The sequence below is a fragment of the Paracidovorax sp. MALMAid1276 genome, assembly GCF_049198005.1.
Lineage (GTDB): Bacteria > Pseudomonadota > Gammaproteobacteria > Burkholderiales > Burkholderiaceae_C > Acidovorax.
The window spans coordinates 1-18211 of sequence record NZ_JBMIRS010000223.1 but is presented as its reverse complement, the minus strand read 5'-3'; the positions used below and the strand labels follow the sequence as shown (position 1 = coordinate 18211).

Here is an 18211-nt window from a genome sequence, read left to right as displayed (position 1 = left end):
AGCGCTTATCCATCAAGCGCTGATAGCTCTCTAATTGATAGCGCTGTTGGCGCGCCGCACCCACCCCACCAGCACTGCCAGCACCCGTGGCCGCCACGACAGCGTGAACGCAATGGCCATCGCCGCGCCCGCCAGCGCCATGAACCACACCAGCGACGCCATGGACGCATGGTCCACCGCGAGGCACAGCGCCAGCGATGCCGCCAGCCCTGCGGCGCCCAGCCAGCGCAGGGTGCGCACGGTGCTGCGCTGCAGGGGCTCGGCGGGGCCGCGCACCTGCTCCCAGTGCACGTCCATCGACAGCGCCAGCCAGCCCAGGCCGATGACATTGGCGGCCACGGCCGCCGCCAGCAGCAGCGCGTCAGGCACGGGCAGCCTCCATCGGTGCGGCGCCGGCGTCGTGGGCGCCCACGGCGCCTTGCGCGCGGCGCTTCAGGCGGCGTGCTGCCACCACGGCGATGGCGCTGCTGGCCAGGATCGCCAGGTCGACCCCGGCCACAGGCCAGTAGCCGTTGCCCATGGTGCGCAGCAGGTGGTCGCCGGTGGTCACCCAGTTCAGCAGCACAGCGGCCACGCCCAGCACGGCGATGGCCCAGCACTGCTCGGCCCAGGCGGGCGCCATGCGGGCGTGGGCCACGGGCGCAGTGCGCCAGAGGCCATGTAAGAAGGCCAGCAACCAGGCGCCCCAGAAGATGGACTGCTCCCAGTCTCCGCGCGCAGGCAGGGCGGTGGGCAGCAGGCGGTTGGCCGCAAGCATGGCCAGCGCTGCGATGACGATGCCGGTCACGGTGGACACCGCAAACGCATCCACCCAGCGGGCACCGCGCGCACCCTGCCTGGCGTGCTGGCGCTTGCGTTTTTCCACAAAGAAGATGAAGCCTGTGGCAATGCACACGCAGCCCGACAGCCCGCCCAGCACATACAGCCAGCGCAGCAGCCAGTGGCGGAAGTGCTGCAGGTGCAGGCCGGTAAGGAAGGTGTTCACGCTGGCCACGGGGGTCAGCGGCGGGTCTTCGCGCAGCACCTCGCCCGTGCTGCCCTTGAAGTGGATGCCGTTGCCCACCAGCGCGATGCGGTCGGTGCCCGCGCGGTAAATGCTGACGTAGGCGTTGGCGTCGCCCACGTGCTGCAGGTTCAAAAAGCCCACGTCGCCCGCCATGCCCTGCGCGGCCCAGCGGCGCTGGGCCTCGGCCACCATCGCGTCCACCGATGCGAGCGTGCCCGCCACGCCCGCGCGTTCGTGGGGCAGGCCGGTCTCCATGGACTCGTGCTTTTCGTGCAGCTCATGCAGCGGGTGCAGCTGCGTGTGGGTGACGGGAAAGTAGATGCCGCCAAAGATCACCAGCCCCGAGAACGCGAAGATGAAGTGGAACGGCAGCGCCACCACGCCCGTGAGGTTGTGCAGGTCGAGCGCGCTGCGCTGCGTGTGCTTCTTCGGGCGGAAGGTGAACAGCTCGCGGAAGATCTTGCGGTGCATCACCACGCCGCTGACCAGCGCCACCAGCATCATCAGCGCCGCAAAGCCCACGATCCAGGTGCCCAGGTCCTTCCACTTGACGTTGAGGCTGTAGTGCATCGGATAGAAGAACTGGCTGCCGATCTTGAGGTGGTCGTCCGGCAGCGCTGCGCCCGATCGCGGGTCGATGGTGCGGTTGCCCCAGATGGTGTTGTCGTGCGGGTCTTTGGCGTTGGGCAGTTCGTAGCTGGCAAACAGGCCCAGAACCGGGTCGCGGTGGGTGGTGTAGGCGCCCCAGCTCTTGACCACGGGAAACGACTCGGCCATGGGGCCCTTCACGCGGCTTTTGGCGGCTTCGATGTTCTCGGCGCTGGGCCCCATGCTTTCAAACACCGGCTTCAGGACGGTGTCGAACGAGGGCATGGGCTGCGGCGCAAAACGCGTGGCCGGAATGGCCCAGCGGTCGATCTCGCGGTCGAACACCGACAGCGAGCCGAAGAAAAACACCACCATCAGCACAAAGCCCAGCACCAGGCCAAACCAGGTGTGCAGCCAGGCCATGGTGAGCCGGAAGTTCTGAAACATGGAACGGTCCTCCTTGCTGCCGCTGTTCACGCCGACAGCAGCGCACGCTGCACCAGCCACGCGGCGCCGGTCATCAGCGCGCCGCCGCCCACCAGCACGGCCCACACATGCGCCACGCGGGCGGCGGTAAAGGCCCACAGAAACGCCAGCAGGTACACGATGAAGCCCACGATGTAGCCCAGCGCCTCGGCGTCATGGAACTCCATGCGGGCCGCAAACAGCAGACCCACCCCCAGCGCGATCAGGCCCCAGGTGAAGGCATAGCCGCCCAGAACGCCCGCGCCAATGCGCGATGCAACAAGCCAGGGAGTAAGCGGCACAGAGCGGTTCATGGGGTGTGCTGAAATGAAATTGTGGATGAGAGTGATTCGTAATTATGCAACTCATCGCACCAGCGGATCGGGTTTGCCGGGGATGCCCCTGGCGGCGCAGCGGGCAGCGGGCAGCCCGGCAGGGGGGCGCAGGCTTTCAGGCCCCGGGCGCGGCGCCGGGCAGCACGGAAGGCGCCCGGGGGCCCGGGCGCGGCTGCGGCCCCGTGGGGGCGGTGGTGCGTGCCCCGGCACCCATCCGCGCGTCGAAATCGGCAATGGGCAGCGGCCGGCTGAACAGGTAGCCCTGGAACGCATGGCAGCCGCTCTGCGCCAGAAAGGCGCGCTGCTCCTCGGTCTCCACGCCCTCGGCAATCACCGTGAGGTGCAGGCTCTGGCCGAGCGCGATCACGGTGTGGGCGATGGCGGCGCCCTGCGGGTCCGACAGCACGTCGCGCACAAAGCTCTGGTCGATCTTGAGCTGGTCCAGCGGCAGCTGCTTGAGGTAGTTGAGCGACGAGTACCCGGTGCCGAAATCGTCCAGCGCAAAACCCACGCCATGGGCCTTGAGCGCCTGCATCTTCGCAATCACGTCGCCCACATCGTTGACGAGCATGCTCTCGGTCAGCTCCAGCTTCAGGCGGCGCGCGTCGATGCCCGTGCGTTGCAGCGTGGCCAGCACCTGGTCCACAAAGTCGGGCTGGCGGATCTGTTGGGCGCTCACGTTGACGGACAGCGCAAGCTGCGCGGTCGCTGGGTGCGCCTCCCACCGGGCGATCTGCTGGCAGGCGGTTTCGATCACCCACTGGCCCAGCGGCAGGATCTGGCCGGTCTGCTCGGCCAGGGGGATGAACGCATTGGGCGGCACCAGGCCGCGCACGGGGTGCTGCCAGCGCACCAGCGCTTCGGCCCCGATGACCTGGCCGCCCTGGTCCACCTGGGGCTGGTAGTGCAGCACGAATTGCTGCGCCAGCAGCGCCTGCTGCAGATCGGTTTCCAGGGCTGTGCGCAGGGTCACGTCGGCCTGGATGATGACCAGCAGCACGGCCATGGACACCAGCGCCAGCGTGTTGTTGATCCAGGTGCCGCTGGCGCGCACGCTGTCGGGCATGGCGTAGTGGGTCTCTATGCCCTGCGGGCTGCTGGCCAGCACCAGAAAGCTCAGCAGGCACACCAGCGGCACGCCGTGGCGCAGCCAGGGGTGCTCATGCTGCAGCAGCATGTAGGCGCCAATCGCCAGCGAGAGCAGGAAGATGTGGGCCGAGCGGGGCACCTCGGCGGTGGGAATGTCGAACACGGCGGCCATGGTCACCAGGTTGACGAACAGCACGGGCAGCAGGAAGAACGTGGCGGCGCGCGGCCGGCCGCGGTGCACGAGGTAGATCACCGTCAGCCCGACACCCAGCATGACCACATCGAAACCCACCAGCATCCAGTAGCCCACGCGCAGGAAGAACAGGCTCCAGCCTGCCGACATGGCCACCAGCATGACGCCGATGGCGAGCAGCATCAATCGAATGCGGCGCTGCTGGATCGCACGCAGTTCGTTGTGCAGCAGGGCTCGTCCGGGGGACGCTGTGGCCGGTGGTTTCATGCCCTCTCGCCAGATGATGCATGGGACCGCCGGGGCAAAACGCCGGCGGCCGGGTTGCCATTATGAGAGCCATCGGGCGATTTGTGCGCTGCGCGTTGCGGCCGATGCCCCTTCTGCCGCGCAGACTCCTAGACCACGCTGCGGTGCCGCGCGATGCAGGTGGCGAGTGTCTCTTCGCCCGTGCGCTGCCACCAGTCCAGCGCCGAGAAGATCTCCACCTCGGCATAGCCTGCAAAGCCCGCCGCCTCCACCCACTGGCGGATCTTCTTCAGCTCGATCACGCCATCGCCCATCATGCCCCGGTCGCTGAGCAGGTCGCGCGTGGGCAGGCGCCAGTCGCAGACGTGGTAGGCCAGCAGGCGCTCCTTGCCGGCGCGCGCGATCTGCTGCTGCAGCTTCGGGTCCCACCACACGTGGTACACGTCCAGCGCCACGCCGAGCGCACCGGTCCTCTGCGCATCGAGCGCGTCGCAGATATCCAGCGCCTGCTCCAGCGTGTTGATGCAGGCGCGGTCGGCCGCCTGCATGGGGTGCAGCGGCTCGATGGCCAGGGGCATGCCCACCTGGCGCGCGTATTCCAGCGACGCGGCGATGCCGTCGAACACCTCGGCGCGCGCGCGGGCCAGGTCGGTGTAGTGCGGCGTGCCCTCCAGCGCGCCGGGCAGGGCGCCCACCACCAGCACCAGGCAGGCGGCGTCCAGGGTCTTGGCCTCGTCGATGGCGCGGCGGTTGTCGTCCAGCGCGGCGCGCAGGCCGGCCGCGTCGGCCGCCGGGAAGAAGCCGCCGCGGCAGTAGCCCGACAGCGCCACGCCGTGGGCGCGCAGCTGGCGCGCGGTGGCTTCCAGCCCGGCCGCAGCCACCTGGTCGCGCCAGGGACTGATGGCGCGGATGCCGCGCTCGGCGCACTGGTCGATGATGCGGGGCAGAGGCACCTCCGCCCCCTGCTGCTTGCGCACGGTGGCGGTATTGATGGAGAGCCAGCGGTGGTCTTGGGTGAAATCGCGCATGGTGGTGGCAGCAGGTGAGAAGGCTAGGGCTTTGCGGTGGGGCTCTGCAGGGCTTCGACAAGCTCAGCCTGAACGGTGTGTGGAGGCGCGGCGCAGGGCTTCGACAGGCTCAGCCCGAACGGATGGAGGGAGCGGTGCAGGGTGTCGACGGTTCAGCCCAAACGGTGCTGGTGGATCGGGCGCATCGCAGGCCCTGCTCACGCCGCCACGCCATGCAATGCCAGCAAGTGGCCCATGCGCTGCACGGCCAGCTCGGGTTGCTCCAGCAGGTCGGCCTGGTCGGCCAGGCGGAAGAGTTCTGCGAAGTGCACCAGCGAGCGCGTGCTCTGCTGCCCGCCCACCATGGTGAAGTGGCTCTGGTGGCCGTTGAGCCAGGCCATGAAGACAACGCCCGTTTTGTAAAAGCGCGTGGGCGCCGCAAAGATGTGGCGCGACAGCGGCACCGTGGGCCCGAGGATCGCGTGGAACCGCGCCGTGTCGCCCGCAGCCAGGGCCGCGAGTGCCGCGCTGGCCGCCGGTGCGATGGCGTCGAAGATGCCCAGCAGCGCATCGCTCTGGCCCTGGCGCGGCGTGCCGCCGGCGCCGTCGCCGGCAATGAGTTCGGCGTAGTTGAAGTCGTCGCCGGTGTACATGCGCACGCCCTGGCCGTCGGTGCCGCCGGTGGCGGGCAGGCGGCGGCGCATGGCGACTTCCTTGTCCTTGTCCAGCAGCGAGATCTTGATGCCATCGACTTTGCTCGGGTGCGCGGCGATCACGGCCAAGGCCGTGTCCATGGCCGCGTCCACGTCGCGCGAACCCCAGTAGCCTGCGAGCGCCGGGTCGAACATGTCGCCCAGCCAGTGCAGCACCACGGGCTGGCGCGCCTGGCTCAGGATGCGGTCGTACACGCGTTCGTAGTCGGCGGGGCTTTGCGCCACGCGGGCCAGCGCGCGGCTGGCCATCACGATGAGCTTGCCGCCCAGCTTCTCGATGGCCTCCATCTGCGCCTCGTAGCCACGGATCACGTCGTCCACCGACTTCACCTCGTCCAGCACCAGGTGGTCCGTGCCGCAGCCCGATGCGACCAGCGCGCCCGGGCCGAAGTCTCGCGCCGCGTCGAGCGAGCGGCGGATCAGCTCCAGCGAGGTCGGCCAGTCCAGCCCCATGCCGCGCTGCGCGGTGTCCATGGCCTCGGCCACGCCCAGGCCCAGCGACCACAGGCGCTGGCGGTAGGCGATGGTGGCGTCCCAGTCCACCGCGCACTGCAGCCACGGGTCGATGGCCGCGAGCGGGTTGGCTACCACGTGGGCGGCCGAATAGGCGATGCGGTTGAACGCCGCGCCACGCGGCGGCACGACGGGCGCGCGGCCTTGCAGGGTGTAGGGGCGGATGTGGCCGTCGGCCGTGGGCAGGGGGAGGCTCAGGGCCATGGTGTGCTCGCAAAAAGTTGAATGAAATTAGCCTTCAGCGCTTATCCATCATGAGCTGACAGCTACCAAAACAATAGTGAATGGCGTTCAGGCCTGCAACGGCTCCACATCCACCCAGCGGCGCTGCTTCCAGCTCGCAAGCGCGGCCTCGACCAGCTGCACGCCCTTGGCGCCTTCGGGCAAGGTCCACTTGTACGGCGCGTCTTCCACCACGTGGCGGATGAAGTGCTCCCACTGGATCTTGAAACCGTTGTCGTAGACCTGCGAGTCCGGAATCTCCTGCCACTGGTCGAAGAAGTTCATGGTCTGCTTCTCGTCGGGGTTCCACACCGGGCGCGGCGTGGCCACACGGCTTTGCGCGCGGCAGCTGGAGAGGCCGGCAACGGCCGAACCGTCGGTGCCGTCCACGTGGAAGGTGACCAGGTCATCGCGCCGCACCCGCGTGGCCCAGCTCATGTTGAGCTGCGCGATCACCGGCTCGCCGTTGTGGCCCGTGAGCTCGCAGGTGGCATAGGCCGCGTCGTCGGCCGTGGCCTGGTAGGGCTGGCCGGCCTCGTCCCAGCGCTGCGGGATGTGCGTGGCGCCGATGCAGCTGACGGACTTCACCTCGCCGAACAGGTTGTCCAGCACGTAGCGCCAGTGGCACATCATGTCCAGGATCATGCCGCCGCCGTCTTCGCTGCGATAGTTCCAGCTCGGGCGCTGGATGGGCTGCAGGTCGCCCTCGAAGACCCAGTAGCCGAACTCCAGGCGCACGCTGAGCATGCGGCCGAAGAAGCCCGCACGGCGCAGCATGTCGAGCTTGCGCAGGCCGGGCAAAAAGAGCTTGTCCTGCACCGCGCCGTGCTTGAGGCCCGAGCCCGAGGCCAGGCGCGCGATCTCCACCGCCTCGTTGAGGTTGGTGGCAATGGGCTTTTCGCAGTACACATGCTTGCCCGCGCGGATCGCCTTGGCCAGCAGGGTGGGGCGCATCTGCGTGGTGCCGGCGTCGAAGAACACCGTGTCCTCGGGGTTGGCCAGCGCGGCGTCCAGGTCCGTGCCCCAGCGTGCGATGCCGTGGGCCTTGGCGAGGGCTTCCATCTTCTCGGCATTGCGGCCGATGAGGATGGGGTCGGGCATCACGCGGTGGCCGTTCTTGAGCACCACGCCGCCCTGCGCGCGGATGGCGCAGATGGAGCGGATCAAATGCTGGTTCATACCCATGCGGCCGGTGACGCCGTGCATGATGAGTCCGAGTCGTTGGGTGGCCATGGTGTCGGTCCGCTTTCAGTTCAAAGGTTGCAAAAGAGAAGGAATGAATGGGCAAAGGCGCGGCCTGGCCACCCCCATGGCAGGGGCGGGCGGTAAGGTTCAGCGCGGGATGGGCTTACTGGGCGGGCGAGAGGCCGGCGGCCTTCACCAGCGCGGCGTTGTTCTTGATCTCGTCCTTGATGTAGGCGTCGAACTGTTCGGGCTTGAGCGTCCAGGCATCGGCGCCGAGCTTCAGGAAGCGCTCCTTCACCTCGGGCGTGGCCAGCGCCTTCGCCACCTCGTCGTGCAGGCGGTTCACGATGTCGCGGGGTGTCTTGGCCGGCACCATCATCCCGATCCAGAAGTTGAATTCCGAGCCGGGCACACCGGCCTCGGCCGTGGTGGGCACGTCGGGCAGGGCGGCCGCGCGCTGTGGCGAGCCCACGGCCAAAGCGCGCAGCTGGCCGTCCTTGATCTGGCCGATGACGGGCGCAATCGGCGAGAAGTAGTAGTCCACGCGGCCCGACAGCACCTCGGTCACGGCCTCGGCCGAGCCCTTGAAGGGGATGTTGGTCGCGTCGATCTTGGCGGCCAGCTTGAACTTCTCGGCGTTCAGGTGCGTGGCGCTGCCCTGGCCGGCCGAGGCATAGTTGATCGTGCCGGGCTTGGCCCGGGCGGCGGCGACCAGCTCCTGCAGCGTCTTGATGCCCTTGGCCGGGGAGATCACCAGCGCATTGGGCAGCGACGAGATGGGCGTCACGCCCGCGAAATCGTTCACCGTGTCGAACGGCAGCTTGGCAAAGGTGGAGGGGCTCACGGTGTGCGACGACGAGTGGATCATCACCGTGTAGCCGTCCGGCGCGGCCGTGGCCACCGCCTGCTGGCCGATGGTGCCGCTGGCGCCGCCCCGGTTGTCCACCACCAGGGTCTGGCCCATGCTCTGGCCCATCTTGTCGGCAATGGCGCGCGCGATGATGTCGGTGGTGCTGCCCGCCGCAAAGGGCACGATCACGCGGATGGGCTTGCTGGGGTAGCCCGTCTGCGCCAGGGTCGGCAAGGACAGGGACAGGAGCGCGGCCGTGGCTGCGGCGGTGGCCAGGGCGCGGCGCGTGGTGCAAAAAGAGGGCATGGATTTGTCTCCGGGTGGCAGGCTGAAACTTGCTCTTTAATTCACTGTTTGGTGAATAGATGGCATTCTTCAGCATCGCCCACGGCGCGTCAACGCGCTGGACCGCCGGAGATTTAGGGGTTTACCCGGGGTGTCGGGTGCGGTGTGCGCAGACCTGGCAACCCGGTGGGACGAGCGGCCCGCCCCACGGCCCGCCCCATCTGTGCTCAGGCGCGCAAGACGTACCCCAGGATGACATCGCACATGTGCGACAGGCGCTCGTGCTGGGCCTTGGGCGCCATCAGGTCGCGGCCGAAGATGGCCGACAGCGTGTGGTTGTTGGACAGGTAGAAATACGACAGCCCCGCGATGGAGACATACAGCTGCACCGGGTCCACCCCGCCGCGAAAGCTGCCCTCGCGGCGGCCGCGCTCCAGCACCTCGGCCAGCGTGGCGATCAGGGGCGAATTCATCTCACGGGCGCGCTGCGACTCCTGCAGGTGGCGTGCCTTGTGCAGGTTGGCGCTGTTGAGCAGGGTCAGAAACTGCGGGTTCTCCAGGTAGTAGTTCCAGGTGAACTCCACCAGCCGCCGGATGGCCGTGGCCGGGGCCAGCTCCAGCAGGTTGAGCTTGCGCTCCTCTTCGCGGATGTGCAGATAGGCCTGCTCCAGCACGGCCTGGAACAGCTTCTCCTTGTCCTCGAAGTAGTAGTAGATGAGCCGCTTGTTCAGGCCCGCGCGCTCGGCAATGCGGTCCATGCGCGCGCCACCCAGGCCGTGCTCGGCAAACTCGTCGCGTGCCGCGCTGCAGATCGCGCCCTGCGAGCGGTCGGCGTCGCGCTGGCGCTCCTTGGCGGGGGTGTCGGTGTCCTTGGTCATGGGCCTAGTATTCACTAAATGGTTAACTATGAGCCCATCAGGCGGCCGGGCGGGCTGCCATTGTGCCGCCGGGTTGCAGGTCTGCGCGCACCGCCGTTCCGGCCAGGGCCTTGAGCAGCGCCGTGAACGTGGCCGTGGGGCCGACGTTGTCTTCGGCGCGGTAGACCAGCGTGAGCGGCACGTCGAGCCGGCCCTTGTCCACCAGCGGGCGGTAGGCAATGGCATGGCGGTGCACGCCCAGCATGGACGACGGCACCACCGAGAGACCCGTGCCCGCAGCCACCAGGTTCAGGTTGGTCAGCATGCGGGCCACTTCGGCCACCACGCGTGGCCGCACGCCGTGTTCGGCGCACAGCGCCAGCAGGTTGGCATACAGCCCCGGCGCGCCCGGCCGGCGCACCAGGATCATGGGCTCGCCGTCCAGGTCGGCCAGGTCGATGGGCCGGGACTGGCCGCGCCGCTGGCGCAGCGCCAGCGGGTGGTCGATGGGCAGGGCCACCATGGCGGGCTCGTGCTGCAGGGTGTCGAACGCAAGACCCGGCGGCTGCGCCACGGGCACCCGCAGCAGGCCCGCATGCAGGCGGCCGTCGGCCACCGCCTCGGTGATCTCGGCGGCGTTGTTCTCGCCGATCTCCAGCACCAGGTCCGGGTGCCGCGCGCGGCACTCGCGCAGGGCAAACGGCGTGAACTCGTGCGCGGCAGCCGAGCTGGTGAACGCAATGGCCAGCCGCCCGGTCTTGCCCTCGGCCAGCAGTTGCATGCGGCTGCGCAGCGCGTCGAAGTCATGCACCAGCCGCACCGCATCGGCTTGCAGCGCGCGGCCCGCCTCGGTCAGGCTCACACCCCGGGCATGCCGCCTGAACAGCGGCAGGCCCAGCGCGGCCTCCAGCACCTTGATCTGCTGGCTCAGCGGCGGCTGCGCCATGCCCAGCTGCTCGGCGGCGCGGGTCATGTGCGCGGCCTCGGCCACGGCCAGAAAGTAGCGCAGCTGCCGGATGTCCACGGTCAGGCCCTCCGCCGCGCAACGGGCGGCACAGCGCAAAGGTCAGCAAGGCAATACATATCAAGATCGTATCGCGTCAGCGAGAAGGCGATATTTGACGTATGGATGGGCCGTTTCTACGATGCGCGGCGCGACCTCACGAAAACATCGACCTGGAGACACCCATGCCTTCTTCCCCGCCCCTGGGGCGCCCGCGCCGCGCACTGGCCGCCCCCCTGGCGCTGAGCCTGCTGGCCGCACTTTTGGCCACGGCCTGTGCGCCGCTGTCCACCCCGACCGGCGCTGCTGCGCCCACCGCGCCCACCGTATCCGCCGCTGCCGAAAAGGCCCCTGTCGCCACGGCGTGCCCCAAAGACCTCGCCGCCATTGCGCGCTGCCTGTCGGGCCAGGATTCGGCCGGCGCCTATTACCTGATCGCCATGCCCCATTCGTGGAACGGCCACCTGGTCATGCATGCGCACGGCGGCCCCACCTTGGGCGCGCCCAGGGCCGAGCGGGCGGTGGAAGACCTGGAGCGCTGGTCCATCATGGCGCGCGCAGGCTATGCCTGGGCGGGCAGCACCTTCCGCCAGGGCGGCGTGGAAGTGCGCGCCGCCGCCGAGGACACCGAGCGCCTGCGGCAGATCTTCGTGCAGCATGTGGCCCAGCCGCAGCGCACCATCCTGCACGGCCAGTCCTGGGGCGCCAGCGTGGCGGCCAAGGGCGCCGAGATGTTCACCACCACCGCAGACGGCAAGCGGCCGTACGACGCCGTGCTGCTGACCAGCGGCGTGCTGGCCGGCGGCACGCGGTCCTATGACGTGCGCACCGACCTGCGCGCCATCTACCAGCACCTGTGCAACAACCACCCCCGGCCGACCGAGCCGCAGTACCCGCTCAACATCGGCCTGCCGCAGGGCGCCGTGATGACCCAGGCCGACCTGCAGGCGCGCGTGAACGAATGCCTGGCACTGAACAAGCCGGCCGCCGAGCGCACGCCCGAGCAGCAGCGCAAGGTGCAGACGCTGGTGAACGTGCTGCGCATTCCGGCCACGTCCATCCAGAGCCATCTCAACTGGGGCACCTTCCATTACCGCGACGTGGTGCAGCACCGCACGGGCGGCGCCAGCCCCTTTGGCAACCGGGGCGCGCAGTACCAGGGCTCGGCCGACGACGCGGCGCTGAACGCAGCGGTGCTGCGCTACCGCGCCGACCCGGCCGCCGTGGCGCGTTTTGCCGAGGACACGGACCTGACGGGCCGCATCCCCGTGCCGGTGCTGACGGTGAAGGGCGTGGACGACCCCACGGCATTCGTGGAGCTGGACGCGTACTTCAAGGGCACGATGGAGCGCGGCGGCAGCGGCGCGCGGCTGGTGCAGACCTTCACCCAGCATGCGGCCCACAGCTATCTGAGCGACCCCACCTACCCCACGCTGATGGCCGCGCTGCTGCGCTGGGTGGACGCGGGCGAGAAGCCCACGCCCGAGGGCATCGCCCGCCAGTGCCCGGCGTACGAAGCGCGCTTCGGCAAGGGCTGCGCCTTCTTGCCTGCCTATGTGCCCGCGCCGCTGGACAGCCGGGTGGCGGTGCGTGAGCGGCCATAGCTTCTGGGTGCCTTCAAAAGCACAAAGGCCCCGCTCGAAAGCGGGGCCTTTGTGAGAACGATGCTACCAATTTAGTAGCTATCAGCGCTTGATGGATAAGCGCTGGCGGCTGATTTTAGTCAAGCTGCAGCCGCCCCGGCGCTTCATTTCACCGACGCCAGCGCCGCGTTCAGCGTCGCGCTGGGGCGCATCACGGTGTCGAGCTTGGCGAGGTCGGGCATGTAGTAGCCGCCGATGTCCACAGCCTGGCCCTGCACGGCGTTCAGCTCGTCCACGATCTTCTGCTCGTTGTCCGCCAGCTGCTTGGCCAGGGGCGCAAACTTGGCGGCCAGGGCCGCGTCTTCGGTCTGCGCGGCCAGCTCTTGCGCCCAGTACATGGCCAGGTAGAACTGGCTGCCACGGTTGTCCAGCTGGCCGGTCTTGGGGCTGGGGTTCTTGTTGTTGTCCAGCAGCTTGCCGGTGGCGGCGTCCAGCGTCTTGGCCAGCAGCTTGGCCTGCGAGTTGCCGTTCTTGATGCCCAGGTCTTCCAGCGACACGGCCAGTGCCAGGAACTCGCCCAGGCTGTCCCAGCGCAGGTGGTTCTCTTCCACCAGCTGCTGCACGTGCTTGGGCGCCGAGCCGCCGGCACCCGTTTCGTACATGCCGCCACCGGCCATCAGCGGCACGATGGACAGCATCTTGGCCGAGGTGCCCAGCTCCATGATGGGGAACAGGTCGGTCAGGTAGTCGCGCAGGATGTTGCCGGTGGCGCTGATGGTGTCGAGGCCCCGGATCACGCGCTCGAGCGTGTAGCGCATCGCGCGCACCTGGCTCATGATCTGGATGTCGAGGCCGGTGGTGTCGTGCTCGTGCAGGTACATCTTGACCTTGGTGATCAGCTGCGCCTCGTGCGGGCGGTAGCTGTCCAGCCAGAACACCACGGGCATGCCCGAGTTGCGGGCGCGGTTCACGGCCAGCTTCACCCAGTCGCGGATCGCGGCGTCCTTCACCTGGCACATGCGCCAGATGTCGCCCTGCTCCACGTTCTGGCTCATCAGCACTTCGCCCGTTTCCAGGTCGGTGATGTTGGCCACGCCGTCTTCGGGAATCTCGAAGGTCTTGTCGTGGCTGCCGTATTCCTCGGCCTGCTGCGCCATCAGGCCCACATTGGGCACCGTGCCCATGGTCTTGGGGTCGAACGCGCCGTGCCACTTGCAGAAGTTGATCATCTCCTGGTAGATGCGGGCGAAGGTCGACTCGGGCATCACGGCCTTCACGTCCTTCAGGCGGCCGTTGGCGTCCCACATCTTGCCGCCGTTGCGGATCATCGCGGGCATGGAGGCGTCCACGATGATGTCGTTGGGCGAGTGGAAGTTGGTGATGCCCTTGGCGGAATCCACCATGGCCAGCTCGGGGCGGTTCTCATGGCAGGCGTGCAGGTCGCGCTTGATCTCGTCGCGCTGGCTTTGGGGCAGGGTTTCGATCTTGGTGTACAGGTCCACCATGCCGTTGTTCACGTTCACGCCCAGCTCTTCAAAGGTCTTGGCGTGTTTGGCGAACGCGTCCTTGTAGAAGATGCGCACGCAGTGGCCGAACACGATGGGGTGGGACACCTTCATCATCGTGGCCTTCACGTGCAGCGAGAACATCACGCCCGTCTTGCGCGCGTCTTCAATTTCTTTCTCGTAGAACTCGAGCAGCGCCTTCTTGCTCATGAACATGCTGTCGATCACCTCACGGTCGAGCAGGCTGACCTTGGGCTTGAGCACGATGGCCTTGCCGCTCTTGGTGATCAGCTCCATCTTCACGCTGCGGGCGCGGTCCAGCGTCATCGACTTTTCGCCGTGGTAGAAGTCGCCGGCGTGCATGTGCGACACGTGCGAGCGCGAGGCCTGGCTCCACTCGGCCATGCTGTGCGGGTTCTTGCGCGCGTATTCCTTCACGGCCTTGGGGGCGCGGCGGTCGGAGTTGCCCTCGCGCAGCACCGGGTTCACCGCCGAGCCCGTGCACTTGCCGTAGCGCGCCTTGATGTCCTTTTCCTTGTCGTCCTTGGGCTGGTCGGGGTAGTCGGGCAGCGCATAGCCCTTGGCCTGCAGCTCGGCGATGGCGGCCTTGAGCTGTGCGACGGAGGCGCTGATGTTGGGCAGCTTGATGATGTTGGCGTCGGCCTTGAGCGTCTTCTTGCCCAGCTCGGCCAGGTTGTTGGGCACCTTCTGTTCGTCGCTCAGGAAGTCCGAAAACTCGCCCAGGATGCGGGCCGCCACGGAGATGTCGCTCTCCGCCACGTTGATGCCCGCAGGCGCCGCGAACGTGCGCACGATGGGCAGGAAGGAAGCCGTGGCCAGACGGGGTGCCTCGTCGGTCAGGGTGTAGATGATGGTGGGTTGCTGGGTGGTCATGGCTTGTCTCACGAACAGAGTGTGTAAATGCCCTTTGCCGGGGTACCGCAAAGGCCAAACGCGGATGCTCCCGCATTCTCCCTGCTCAGCGCTGTCGGACCCCCGCATTTTTGCAATCGAATATCACGATGCGAAAATTGAGCGGCAGTGAGCCCACTTTTTTTCAATGCGGCCCATCGCCCGAGGCGGTTTTCCCGCGTGTCCCCGATGCTGCAACGCAGCAAACTTCGCGGCACAACGGCGGTGCGGTTCGCGGTTGTGCTCCATTCATTTCCATCTGTCAAATCCCTTCGCGCAGCGGGCGAATAGCGGGAGATGAGTGGGCGATGGATGGTCGGTTACGCGCGTTGCCGCTCGTCGGCGCGCCCTCAGGGCGGCACCGGGACCACGCGCGCACCGGCAATCGCAAACCGCTGGGCCGCGGGCACGACAGCATCCCGCGCCGTGCCCGTGAAGGCGCCGAACGCGGGCAGCACCAGCAGGGCTGAAGGCCCGGGCTGCCACGCAAAACACGGCAGCCGCAGCGCGTCGCGCGCGCGGCCATGCAGGGTGACGGCCGGATGCCAATGGCCGGCCAGCACGGTGGCGCCGGGCACCGCCTGCGGGTGGTGGCAGGCCCGCAGCTCGCAGCCGGGCAGGGGCTGCCAGGGTTCTTCCGCCAGCGCAATGCGCAGCACCGGCGGCGGGTCGCCCGCATGCACATCGTGGTTGCCGCGCACCAGGGTCATCTGCACGGCCGCATGGCGCTCGCGCCAGGGCAACAGCTGCGCCCACAGGGCCGCGTCGGCGCCGCTGCGCGCATGCAGAAAGTCGCCCAGAAAGACCAGCGCGCCCGCGCCCGTGGCCGCCAGCAGGGCGTCGAGCCGGGCGAGGTTGTCGGCCGTCGTGCCGTGCGGCACCGGCTGGCCCGCGCGTCGAAAGCTGGCGGCCTTGCCGAAATGCACGTCGGCCACAAACACCGTGCGCGCTGTCGGCCACCACACGGCGCGCTGCGGCAGCAGCCACAGCAGGCTGCCACCGGGCAGGGTGATGGGATGCGCGCCGGCGGGGGCGGGCGGGGCGCTTGCGGGGGAACCGTCGGTCACATGGGATGAAGAAGCCATCAGCACGGGAGAGTGTGGCGCGGCTCAGAAGCCATGGCGCCGCCGGGGCCGTCGCACCGTGCCATCGGCGGCACCCTGGCGCCGGGGGCGGGCGGCGCCGGATGCGTCCGGAGGGTCCCAGGCAATGCGGGCCGGGTCCGGTGGCCCTGCCTCCGCCGTGTGCGTGCCCGTGGTCTCGTCGGCCGCCTTCTCCAGCGCCTGCACCATGCGCGCCAGCCGGTCGGCCAGGGTCTCGGTGCTCAGGCGCTCGCGAAAACGTTCCACCATCAGGGGCAGCGCAAAGGGCGTGGGGCGCGCAATGGCGTGCACGGACAGCGTCTGCGCCTGCATGCCGCGCAGCGTGCGGGCCAGGCGGTCCAGGTCCAGCTCGTTCGCCAGCAGCTCGGCGCGGGCCTGGGCCAGCAGCAGGTTGCCGGGGTCGTACTGCGCGAACACGTCGTAGTACAGCGACGACGAGGCTTGCAGCTGCCGGCTGCTGCGCTGCTCGCCCGGGTGGCTCTGGAAGATCAGGCCCGCTATGCGCGCAATCTCGCGAAAGCGCCGACGCGCCATCTCGGTGGCGTTGAGGCTGGCCAGCACCTCCTCTTCCAGCCCGCTGCCCAGCGCGGTGGCCGTGCCTTCGCCCAGGATGCGCGGCAGCAGCGCGGCCCAATTGACGGCCTTGGCCGAGAGCAGCTCCAGCCCGTAGTCGTTGACCGCGATGGAGAAGGTGTTGGCCACCTGCTGCGACGCGCGCCAGGCCAGCAGGCCCGCCAGGCCCTGGTGCACCAGGCGGCCGGCCAGCGGGTACAGGTACAGGTGCCAGCCCTCGCGGGTGTGCAGCGTCTCGGCCACCAGGCGCGCGGGCGTGGGCAGGGCGGACCACACGTTCTGCAGTTCCAGCAGCGGGCGGGCGCACTGCATCTCGGGCGTGGCGTACACGCCGCGCTCGGCCTGCGCCAGCAATTCCAGCATGGCATCTGCCAGCGTGTTCGACAGCGGCATGCGCCCGCCGCTCCAGCGCGGCAGCGCGGCGCTGCCGCGGGGCGCCACGCGCACGTAGGCCGTCATCTGCTGGGTGCGCACCAGCTCCAGCAGGCGGCCTGCAAACATGAACACATCGCCGAGCTTCAGGCGCGCGATGAAGCTCTCTTCCACCGAGCCCAGGCGCCCGCCGCTCACGAACTGCACCTGCATGCTGGCGTCGCTGACGATGGTGCCGATGTTGCTGCGGTGGCGGCGCGCCAGCCGCGCATCGGGCACGCGCCACACCCCCGCCTCGTCGGGCACCACGCGGTGGAAGTCGGGGTAGCTGGCCAGAGAGGCCCCGCCCTGGCGCACAAACTGCAGGGCCCACTGCCAGTCGTGGTCGGCCAGCGCGGCATAGGCCGGGGCGCGGCGCACCTCGGCCAGCAGCTCTTCGGGCACGAAGCCGCCGCCCAGTGCGATGGTGACCAGGTGCTGCACCAGCACATCCAGCGGCGCGCGCGGCGTGTGCCGGTCTTCCACCCGGCCCTGGGCCAGCGCATGGCGCGCGGCGGCGGCCTCCACCAGCTCCAGGCTGTGCGTGGGCACCAGCGTGATGCTGGAGGTGCGGCCCGGCGCATGGCCGGATCGGCCCGCGCGCTGCACCAGCCGCCCCACGCCCTTGGCCGATCCGATCTGCAGCACCTGCTCCACCGGCAGAAAGTCCACGCCCAGGTCCAGGCTGGACGTGCAGACCACGGCCTTGAGCTGACCGGCCTTGAGGCCCGCCTCCACCCAGGCGCGCACGTCCTGGCTCAGCGAGCCGTGGTGCAGCGCGATGGTGCCGGCCCAGTCGGGCCGCGCCTCCAGCAGCGCCTGGTACCAGCGCTCGGCCTGCGACCGCGTGTTGGTGAAAACGAGTGTGGAGGCACAGGCTTCGATCGACTGGACGACCTGCGGCAGCAGCGCCAGGCCCATGTGCCCGGCCCAGGCGAAGCGGTCCACCTTGGGCGGCAGCATCACGTCCACCTGCAGCGCCTTGTCGATGCGGCCCTGCACCAGCGCGGCGGGCGGTGCCTCGGGCGCACCCGGCACCGGACTGGGCAGCAGGGTGTGCAGCGCCTCCTGCAAATTGCCCAGCGTGGCCGACATGCCCCAGACCTGCAGCGCCGGGTTCCAGCCCGACAGGCGCGCCAGCGCCAGCTGCGCCTGCACGCCGCGCTTGTTGCCCACCAGCTCATGCCATTCGTCCACCACCACCAGGCGCACGTGGCGCAGGCGCTCCTGCGCATCGGCGCGCGCCAGCAGCAGCGACACGCTTTCGGGCGTGGTCACCAGCAGCGTGGGCAGGCGGCGGTCCTGCGCGGCGCGCTCGCCGCTGGCGGTGTCGCCGGTGCGCAGGCCGCTGGTCCAGTCCGGCGCCAGGTCGGGCAGCGGGGCCTGCAGCGCGCGCAGCGTATCGGCCGCGAGGGCGCGCATGGGCGTGATCCAGAGCACGGTGAGCGGCGGGGCGGCCGCGCGGGGCCTGGCGATCGTGCGCGCACTGGCTTCGACAGGCTCAGCCCGAACGGTTGGGGGTGAAAGGTGCGGAGCCTCGGCTCCGCCAAGGGGAGCCGGAACGGGG

Annotated in this window: 13 protein-coding genes and 1 pseudogene; 1 reads left to right on the top strand and 13 read right to left on the bottom strand. The window is 69.0% G+C overall.

Annotated elements, in window-relative coordinates; translation table 11 throughout:
• Positions 1-30 precede the first annotated feature (30 nt).
• The 10 genes and pseudogenes from ACOQFS_RS18455 to ACOQFS_RS18410 form a co-directional block, all read right to left on the bottom strand.
• Positions 31-369 carry a DUF3325 family protein gene (locus ACOQFS_RS18455; RefSeq protein WP_421564289.1) on the bottom strand — a complete coding sequence of 113 codons (339 nt, stop codon included), beginning with the start codon at positions 367-369 and terminating at the stop codon, positions 31-33.
• A complete protein-coding gene (locus tag ACOQFS_RS18450; protein ID WP_421564288.1) occupies positions 362-2041 on the bottom strand; it encodes a PepSY-associated TM helix domain-containing protein in 1680 nt (559 codons plus the stop codon). The genes ACOQFS_RS18455 and ACOQFS_RS18450 overlap by 8 nt, the downstream gene beginning before the upstream one ends.
• Before the next feature lie 26 nt (positions 2042-2067).
• Positions 2068-2373 carry an iron uptake protein gene (locus tag ACOQFS_RS18445; RefSeq protein ID WP_421564287.1) on the bottom strand — a complete coding sequence of 102 codons (306 nt, stop codon included), beginning with the start codon at positions 2371-2373 and terminating at the stop codon, positions 2068-2070.
• Positions 2374-2509: 136 nt separating this feature from the next.
• A pseudogene (locus tag ACOQFS_RS18440) lies at positions 2510-3379 on the bottom strand (putative bifunctional diguanylate cyclase/phosphodiesterase); the annotation flags it as partial.
• Positions 3380-4071: 692 nt separating this feature from the next.
• Positions 4072-4950 carry a sugar phosphate isomerase/epimerase family protein gene (locus ACOQFS_RS18435; RefSeq protein WP_421564286.1) on the bottom strand — a complete coding sequence of 293 codons (879 nt, stop codon included), beginning with the start codon at positions 4948-4950 and terminating at the stop codon, positions 4072-4074.
• A gap of 197 nt (positions 4951-5147) precedes the next feature.
• A complete protein-coding gene (locus ACOQFS_RS18430) occupies positions 5148-6359 on the bottom strand; it encodes a dihydrodipicolinate synthase family protein (RefSeq protein WP_421564285.1) in 1212 nt (403 codons plus the stop codon).
• Positions 6360-6446: 87 nt separating this feature from the next.
• Positions 6447-7610: a Gfo/Idh/MocA family protein gene (locus ACOQFS_RS18425; protein WP_421564284.1), complete on the bottom strand. Its 1164-nt coding sequence runs from the start codon at positions 7608-7610 to the stop codon at positions 6447-6449.
• A 115-nt stretch (positions 7611-7725) separates the two neighbouring features.
• A complete protein-coding gene (locus ACOQFS_RS18420; protein ID WP_421564283.1) occupies positions 7726-8718 on the bottom strand; it encodes a tripartite tricarboxylate transporter substrate binding protein in 993 nt (330 codons plus the stop codon).
• A gap of 206 nt (positions 8719-8924) precedes the next feature.
• The gene (locus ACOQFS_RS18415; RefSeq protein WP_421564282.1) at positions 8925-9575 is read right to left on the bottom strand and encodes a TetR/AcrR family transcriptional regulator; all 651 of its coding nucleotides are present in this window, start codon (positions 9573-9575) and stop codon (positions 8925-8927) included.
• A gap of 37 nt (positions 9576-9612) precedes the next feature.
• Entirely contained in the window at positions 9613-10578 is a 966-nt protein-coding gene (locus ACOQFS_RS18410) for a LysR family transcriptional regulator (RefSeq protein ID WP_421564281.1), read from the bottom strand.
• Positions 10579-10742: 164 nt separating this feature from the next.
• Between ACOQFS_RS18410 and ACOQFS_RS18405 the strand changes: the two genes are divergently transcribed.
• Positions 10743-12161: a hypothetical protein gene (locus ACOQFS_RS18405; protein ID WP_421564280.1), complete on the top strand. Its 1419-nt coding sequence runs from the start codon at positions 10743-10745 to the stop codon at positions 12159-12161.
• Between the two features lie 143 nt (positions 12162-12304).
• Here ACOQFS_RS18405 and ACOQFS_RS18400 read toward each other — a convergent pair whose 3' ends face one another.
• The 3 genes from ACOQFS_RS18400 to ACOQFS_RS18390 all read right to left on the bottom strand — a co-directional run bounded on the left by ACOQFS_RS18400 (position 12305) and on the right by ACOQFS_RS18390 (position 18066).
• Positions 12305-14539: an NADP-dependent isocitrate dehydrogenase gene (locus ACOQFS_RS18400; protein WP_421564279.1), complete on the bottom strand. Its 2235-nt coding sequence runs from the start codon at positions 14537-14539 to the stop codon at positions 12305-12307.
• Positions 14540-14907: 368 nt separating this feature from the next.
• Complete coding sequence (pdeM, locus tag ACOQFS_RS18395) at positions 14908-15642, bottom strand: ligase-associated DNA damage response endonuclease PdeM (RefSeq protein WP_421564278.1); 735 nt, start codon at positions 15640-15642, stop codon at positions 14908-14910.
• A gap of 24 nt (positions 15643-15666) precedes the next feature.
• On the bottom strand, positions 15667-18066 hold the full coding sequence (locus tag ACOQFS_RS18390; RefSeq protein ID WP_421564277.1) for a ligase-associated DNA damage response DEXH box helicase: 2400 nt from the start codon (positions 18064-18066) through the stop codon (positions 15667-15669).
• Positions 18067-18211: the final 145 nt, after the last annotated feature.

What these genes read in the sequence shown, in the direction of transcription:
- ACOQFS_RS18390 (WP_421564277.1), bottom strand. Translation starts at nt 18,066, where the DNA reads ATGCGCGCCCTCGCGGCCGATACGCTGCGCGCGCTGCAGGCCCCGCTG.
- ACOQFS_RS18405 (WP_421564280.1), top strand. Translation starts at nt 10,743, where the DNA reads ATGCCTTCTTCCCCGCCCCTGGGGCGCCCGCGCCGCGCACTGGCCGCC.
- ACOQFS_RS18415 (WP_421564282.1), bottom strand. Translation starts at nt 9,575, where the DNA reads ATGACCAAGGACACCGACACCCCCGCCAAGGAGCGCCAGCGCGACGCC.
- ACOQFS_RS18425 (WP_421564284.1), bottom strand. Translation starts at nt 7,610, where the DNA reads ATGGCCACCCAACGACTCGGACTCATCATGCACGGCGTCACCGGCCGC.
- ACOQFS_RS18435 (WP_421564286.1), bottom strand. Translation starts at nt 4,950, where the DNA reads ATGCGCGATTTCACCCAAGACCACCGCTGGCTCTCCATCAATACCGCC.
- pdeM (WP_421564278.1), bottom strand. Translation starts at nt 15,642, where the DNA reads ATGGCTTCTTCATCCCATGTGACCGACGGTTCCCCCGCAAGCGCCCCG.
- ACOQFS_RS18420 (WP_421564283.1), bottom strand. Translation starts at nt 8,718, where the DNA reads ATGCCCTCTTTTTGCACCACGCGCCGCGCCCTGGCCACCGCCGCAGCC.
- ACOQFS_RS18430 (WP_421564285.1), bottom strand. Translation starts at nt 6,359, where the DNA reads ATGGCCCTGAGCCTCCCCCTGCCCACGGCCGACGGCCACATCCGCCCC.
- ACOQFS_RS18400 (WP_421564279.1), bottom strand. Translation starts at nt 14,539, where the DNA reads ATGACCACCCAGCAACCCACCATCATCTACACCCTGACCGACGAGGCA.
- ACOQFS_RS18445 (WP_421564287.1), bottom strand. Translation starts at nt 2,373, where the DNA reads ATGAACCGCTCTGTGCCGCTTACTCCCTGGCTTGTTGCATCGCGCATT.
- ACOQFS_RS18450 (WP_421564288.1), bottom strand. Translation starts at nt 2,041, where the DNA reads ATGTTTCAGAACTTCCGGCTCACCATGGCCTGGCTGCACACCTGGTTT.